At 55.2% G+C, this 5,862-nt stretch carries 4 protein-coding genes; 1 reads left to right on the plus strand and 3 read right to left on the minus strand.

What is annotated here, in order from left to right; all coding sequences use genetic code 11:
• Positions 1 to 259 precede the first annotated feature (259 nt).
• Positions 260 to 1,009, plus strand: a complete 750-nt coding sequence (locus tag ACIQ20_RS15455; protein WP_395781861.1) for a Bax inhibitor-1/YccA family protein — start codon at positions 260 to 262, stop codon at positions 1,007 to 1,009.
• 75 nt (positions 1,010 to 1,084) lie between these two features.
• Here the strand turns inward: ACIQ20_RS15455 and ACIQ20_RS15460 are convergent, their stop codons facing one another.
• The 3 genes from ACIQ20_RS15460 to ACIQ20_RS15470 all read right to left on the minus strand — a co-directional run bounded on the left by ACIQ20_RS15460 (position 1,085) and on the right by ACIQ20_RS15470 (position 5,695).
• A complete protein-coding gene (locus ACIQ20_RS15460) occupies positions 1,085 to 2,623 on the minus strand; it encodes a DNA recombination protein RmuC (RefSeq protein WP_395781863.1) in 1,539 nt (512 codons plus the stop codon).
• Positions 2,624 to 2,966: 343 nt separating this feature from the next.
• Positions 2,967 to 4,439, minus strand: a complete 1,473-nt coding sequence (locus tag ACIQ20_RS15465; RefSeq protein ID WP_395781865.1) for a flavin-containing monooxygenase — start codon at positions 4,437 to 4,439, stop codon at positions 2,967 to 2,969.
• Positions 4,440 to 4,519: 80 nt separating this feature from the next.
• Positions 4,520 to 5,695, minus strand: coding sequence for an alkaline phosphatase D family protein (locus ACIQ20_RS15470; protein ID WP_395781867.1), 1,176 nt, complete (start codon positions 5,693 to 5,695; stop codon positions 4,520 to 4,522).
• Positions 5,696 to 5,862: the final 167 nt, after the last annotated feature.

The raw sequence follows: 5,862 nt of genomic DNA on the forward strand, positions 1-5,862 counted from the left end.
AACCCAATCCTAAACCAGAATGATCAATGACCAACCGCCAATCCCCCCACGCCGCCAGCTATGTGACGAGCGCTGCGCAGGGGGATTAGCTGTCACCGCGTGTTACACCACCAAATGGGACGTGATCCCGATAGCGAACCGAAATAGCTCTGCACACAAAATCGTGTAGTAATGTTGTCTTGCATCCAATGGGCTGCGGCATGATATTAAAGGCAATCAATGGGGCAGAAGTCTGCCTGCATGTTGAAAAGGAAAGAAAATGAACGACCAGAATAGGTTTCAAGCTCAAGCGATCCCAGCCGGGAACACGATGGACATGTCCGTCGACGCTGGCCTGCGGAGCTTTATGTTGGGCGTCTACAATAAGATGGGTCTTGGCTTGGTGCTCTCGGGTATCTTGGCCTATATCACCTCGTCGGTGCCCGCAGTTCGCGATATGTTGTTCGTCGCAGCCGACGGACGCGTTGGCTACACGACTCTTGGAATGATCGTCGCCTTCTCGCCGATGGCCATTTTGTTGGTATCGATGTTTGCAATGCGCAATCCATCCAAGACTGGCGCCAACTTGCTCTATTGGACAATTGTTACGTTGATTGGGGCAGGTCTGGGTGTTTTGGCATTGCGTTACACCGGCCAGTCTCTGGCTTCGACCTTCTTCATCACGGCGTCGGCTTTTGGCGCTTTGTCGCTTTGGGGCTATACCACCAAGCGTGATCTGACGGGCTTTGGCTCGTTCTTGATCATGGGCATGTTTGGTTTGATCTTGGCCAGCATCGTCAACATCTTCCTGCAAAGCCCTATGATAATGTTTGTCATCTCTGGCTTGGGCGTGTTGATCTTCTCTGGCTTGATCGCCTTTGACACCCAGCGCTTGAAATTCGAGTATTATTACTTGAAGGGCGACCACACCGCGATGTCGGTTGCCACCAGCATGGGTGCGTTGAGCCTGTACCTTAACTTCATCAACCTGTTCCAATTCTTGCTCACCTTCTTGGGCGACCGCGAATAGGCTGATTGCCACCGCTAAAAACGAAAGCCCGCTGACGCAAGTTGGCGGGCTTTTTCTTTGGCTAGAAAACGGGCTTTAGGCCTCATCGCCCTCATCCAACATATCGTCGAGCAGGTCTTGCGATTGAGCGAAGGGCAGGGCGGCGATAGGTGCGCTGCCGGGCAAGGTCTCAACAGCCCGCAATTGGCGACCCAGCACATTCTCGCGGGTGCGGGCTTGTTGCACCACAGTCTTGGCCTGATCCAGCTTGTCCTCCACCTTTTTGAGGACGCCACCAAACTTCTCAAATTCCTGCTTCACCTTGCTCAGCACCTGCCAAACTTCGCTGGAGCGCTGCTGGATCGCCAGGGTCCGGAAGCCCATGCGCAGGCTCGTCAAAGTCGCCATAAGGGTTGTGGGGCCCGAGACCAAAACCTTGAAGTCCCGCTGTAGGCTGTCGACGAGGCCGGGCCTACGCACGACTTCGGCAAACAGCCCTTCGGTTGGCAGGAACATGATGGCAAAGTCGGTTGTGTGCGGTGGCGCGATATACTTCTCGAAAATGTCCTTAGCGGCGATCTTAATTGCCTTCTCCAGACCCTTCTGCGCGGCGTCAATGCCAGCCGTGTCAGCCCGTTCTGATGCATCGATCAAGCGCTCATAATCTTCCACGGGCAGCTTGGCGTCGATCGGCAACCAGACCGGGGTGTCGCCGTCATTGGGCAAGCGGATAGCAAATTCGACCCGCTGATTGCTGCCGGGTTTGACTTCAACATTCTGAGCATATTGCTCTTGGCTCATGGCTTGTTCCAGCAACATTCCCAAGGTAGCTTCGCCCCATGTGCCGCGGGCCTTCACATTGGTGAGAACGCGCTTGAGGTCGCCAACACCTGTCGCAATGGTCTGCATTTCGCCGACGGACTTGAACACGCGTTCCAGTTGCTCATTCACTTGCGTGAACGAAGCGCCCAAGCGCTGCTCCAATGTGCCTTGTAGCTTTTCATCGACCGTGACGCGCATTTGCTCCAGCTTGGCTTCATTTTCTTGCCGTAGCACATCGAGGCGGCCTTCAACGGTTTGGCGAAGCGCAAGCGCTGTGCGGTCATTGGCTTCCATCATTTCCTTGATCTGGGTCTGCGCTTTGGCGAGGCCTTCGGTTTGAGAGCGGCCTTGGGTAGTCATGCCCTCGAGCAAGCCTGACGACAGGGTTGCGATGGCTTTGTTGACCTCTTCGCGCAGGGCACGGCTGTCTTCACTGGTTGCCGCGCGATACTCCGCCAGACTGGCTCCAAAGGCATCGAGACGCTCTCGCTGGGCAGCAGACATGACATCAATCAAACGCTGCAAATCTTGAGCGATCCCTGCCATGCGATTGGCCATTTCTTCGCGTGCCTGAATATTCTGACGTTGAGCTTCTTCGCGGACTGAGGTGATTCCCGTCTGCAGGTCCTGACGATAGTCCACAAAGCGCACATTCATGTCTTCGATCCGGCGACCCAGCTGGGTCAAAGGGCGGTTGGACCGCGTTAGCGAAAAATAGAGCGCGACCAGAAGGATCAAGAGATAAAGGCCAATAACGGCCAAGAGATTCAAAAATTCGGGTGTCAATATATCTGGGCTCGTAGAGGGGGCCATAACTAGGATGTCCTTGCGACTCAATCTGGAAATAGTCTGACGCGTTTGTGCCACAGCTGGTGCTTGGCTCACACACACGGCGGCAGTATAAACCTGTTCTACGTCAGATCAGGACGCAGTCCAATTGTCGGTGGGATTGGTTTGGCAAGTCTGGAGATAAAAAAAGGCCGCGCCATGGTTAGGCGCGGCCACCCTCTTGCGAGAGCCAAAAGGGCGTCTCCTCCCCGAAACGCCGCCGGACCGAAGTCCAAGCCCCTTTTGTGTGACAATCTGTCACCTTTCTGTCAAGTCCCTTGGACTCTCTGTTGCAGCAAAGCCAAGCAAACCGCCGTCCGCGCAGGGCTTAGACGACCTCGTAGTCTGCCCAAACAACCGAGCTGACAGCCTCGGCATAGGATTTACAATTGCCGCCCCAATTCTGGGTGATCTGGCCTTTGTCGTTCTTGTACCAAGAATTGCAGCTTGGATCGGCCCAGACAGTATGACCCAATGCATTCTGCAAATCGGCAATAAAGCGGGCTTGAGCCTCTGGCCTAACGGCGGCGGACCTGACCTGCTGATCGATCAAGCCTGCCAACATCGCCTGCACATACTCAATCTGACGCTCGAGCATGTAGGTGATCGAATTGTGGCCTAGATTGGTGTGCGGGCCGTAGAGCATGAAGAAATTAGGGAAGCCCTTGGTCGTGATGCCCAGATAGGCTTCAGGCCCCTCTGCCCATTGATCGGCAAGGTGGGTGCCATCTTGGCCGACGACGTCCAAGCTCCAAAGCCAACCCGTTGTTTCAAAGCCGGTAGCATAGATCACCACGTCAAGATCATAATGGGTGCCCGAAGCAACCTTGACGCCGGAGGCGTCAAAGCCCTCAATCCGAGCGGTTTCCAAGGTCACATGATCTTGTGTGAGGGCGGGATAGAAGGTGTCAGTGAATAGAAAGCGCTTACACCCGACAGCATAGTCGGGCGTGAGTTTGGCGCGCAACTCTGGATCGGCAATTTGTTTCTCCAAATGCCGTTTGGCGATGTCCGCATAGGCAGCGCGGCCTTCTGGCGTCCAACTAAAGGTTTGCCAGAAATACGTATCGGCGGTATCAAAGATCATCGCCCGATTGCGGGCACCGAGGTCCATTGCAGCCTGCGGGTTGCTAAGCAGCAGGGCGATTTCAGTCGCCGGAATCTCGCGGTCGCCACGAGGCCCGATATAATTGGCCGAGCGCTGGAACACGACCACAGACCCCGCTACTTTCGCCACTTCGGGAATCAGTTGCACCGCACTCGCCGCAGAGCCAATCACGCCGACGCGCTTACCCTTCAGATCCACCTCGTGGTTCCAAGCCGCCGAATGCATGCTGGCCCCTAGGAAGCCAGCTTGCCCGGGAATTTGGGGAATTGCAGGCCGGTTCAACTGGCCTAGCGCGGAGATGATTGCCCCAACCTGTCGAACTTGGCCGTCGGCGGTGGTTAAGGTCCAGCTTTGCGCGGCCGCATCCCAAATTGCAGAAATTGCTTCGGTGTTGAGGGACAGGAGCGGCTCTAAGCTAAAGCCCGTGACCAATTGTTCGCAATAGGCTTGGATCTCGGCCGAGCTTGGATAGGTATTGGTCCAGTGAATTGCTGGTGCAAAACTATATTGATAGAGCGCAACGGGTACGTCGCAGGAACAGCCCGGATAGGTGTTCTGCGCCCAAGTGCCGCCGACCTTCGACCCTTTTTCGAGCAAGATCAGATTTTGATAGCCTGCTTGTTTGAGCTGGATGGCCGCCGCCAGGCCCCCTAAGCCGGCACCTATAATGGCGATCGGTGTTGTATGATCCATGGCGCGTGCTCCCCTATTTTGTTGTGGAGACCACGATCACCTAAATCGACTTGGCTTTCAATGGCTGAAATGCCCCGGCGCTATTCCCGCCGTAAGTTTTTCAAGTCCAAGGTAGTCGACCCTGCCAATTTTCCGCCGTCACCAATCAGGTTCAGGGTTAGGGTGCCTGCCGCCCAATTGATCTCGATCAAGCCAAAATTAACAGCTGCATAGCCGTCACCAATCCGAGTGGTGGCAGGCTCATTATAGGAAGTTGTGCCTTCCGCGACCCGAAATGGCATGTTGATGGCTGAAGCGGTGATATCAGTTAGGGGATAAGCAACGCCATCACGAACTTGGTTGATCGATCCATAGTGACGATCCCCAGAAGCAAAGACGACACCTTTGGCCCCGGTTTGGGCGATCAGATCATAGAGGCGCTTTTGCGCATCTGGGAAATTGCCCCAGCGCTCATAGCCATGGCCATCGGCCACCACTTGAATAGAGGAAACGATGAGGCGCACATCGGCGGGCTTTTCAAGTTCAGCCTTTAGAAAGGCCCATTGAGCCTCACCCAAAACATCTGCGCCCGAGCCCGGAGGATGGGGAATATAGCGCTCCTTACCAGGCACATCACGTTGATCGGTCAATAATAGTGGAGCGCGGAAGTAGCGTGTGTCGAGCATAATGACTTGCAAGACTTGGCCCTTTGGACCAGCTTGAAACGCGCGGTAAATACCAGGTCTTTGGCGCAGCGGGCTGTTAGCCGGCACGTTCCAGAATTGGTTGAACATGGTTTGTGCTTGCGCTTTGTAAGCAAAGTCGCCGCCACCATCATTGATGCCGTAATCATGATCGTCCCACACCGCTTGGGTCGGAACCTTTGAAACGAGCGACTTGAAGGCCGGCACCTCCGCCAGCTTGGCATAGGCCTCGCTCAGGCTAGGGAGGTTAGGGTCTTTTGGCGAATAGGAGCCATAAACATTGTCGCCCATCATCAGCAAAAGGTCTGGGTTTCTAGCTTCAACTTGCCCAAGAAAGCTCAAGTCCTTGGCGGGATTAGAGCACGAGGTCAGCGCAATTCGGCTTATCGTGCCCTGTGGAATGGCCGGTGTCCTTGGGGCACGCGGAAACGCAGGCAAGGGGACCGCTGAACTGGAGGAGGTAGCACAACCTGCCAAAGGTGTTGCGGCTAAAGCGATCGTGGCGGCGGAGGTCAAAAAATAGCGGCGTTGCATCATGCAATCAGAGCTATCATCGGCATGCGTCAACTTCACGACGGAATGCGGCTGCAACCAATCACAAAACAGTTTGCTGCGATCACGTCCCATTTGGTGGTGTAACACGCGGTGACAGCTAATCCCCCTGCGCAGCGCTCGTCACATAGCTGGCGGCGTGGGGGGATTGGCGGTTGGTCATTGATCATTCTGGTTTAGGATTGGGT

The sequence above is a fragment of the Aquidulcibacter sp. genome (genome assembly GCF_044346625.1).
In the GTDB taxonomy this organism is placed as follows: Bacteria; Pseudomonadota; Alphaproteobacteria; order Caulobacterales; family Aquidulcibacteraceae; genus Aquidulcibacter.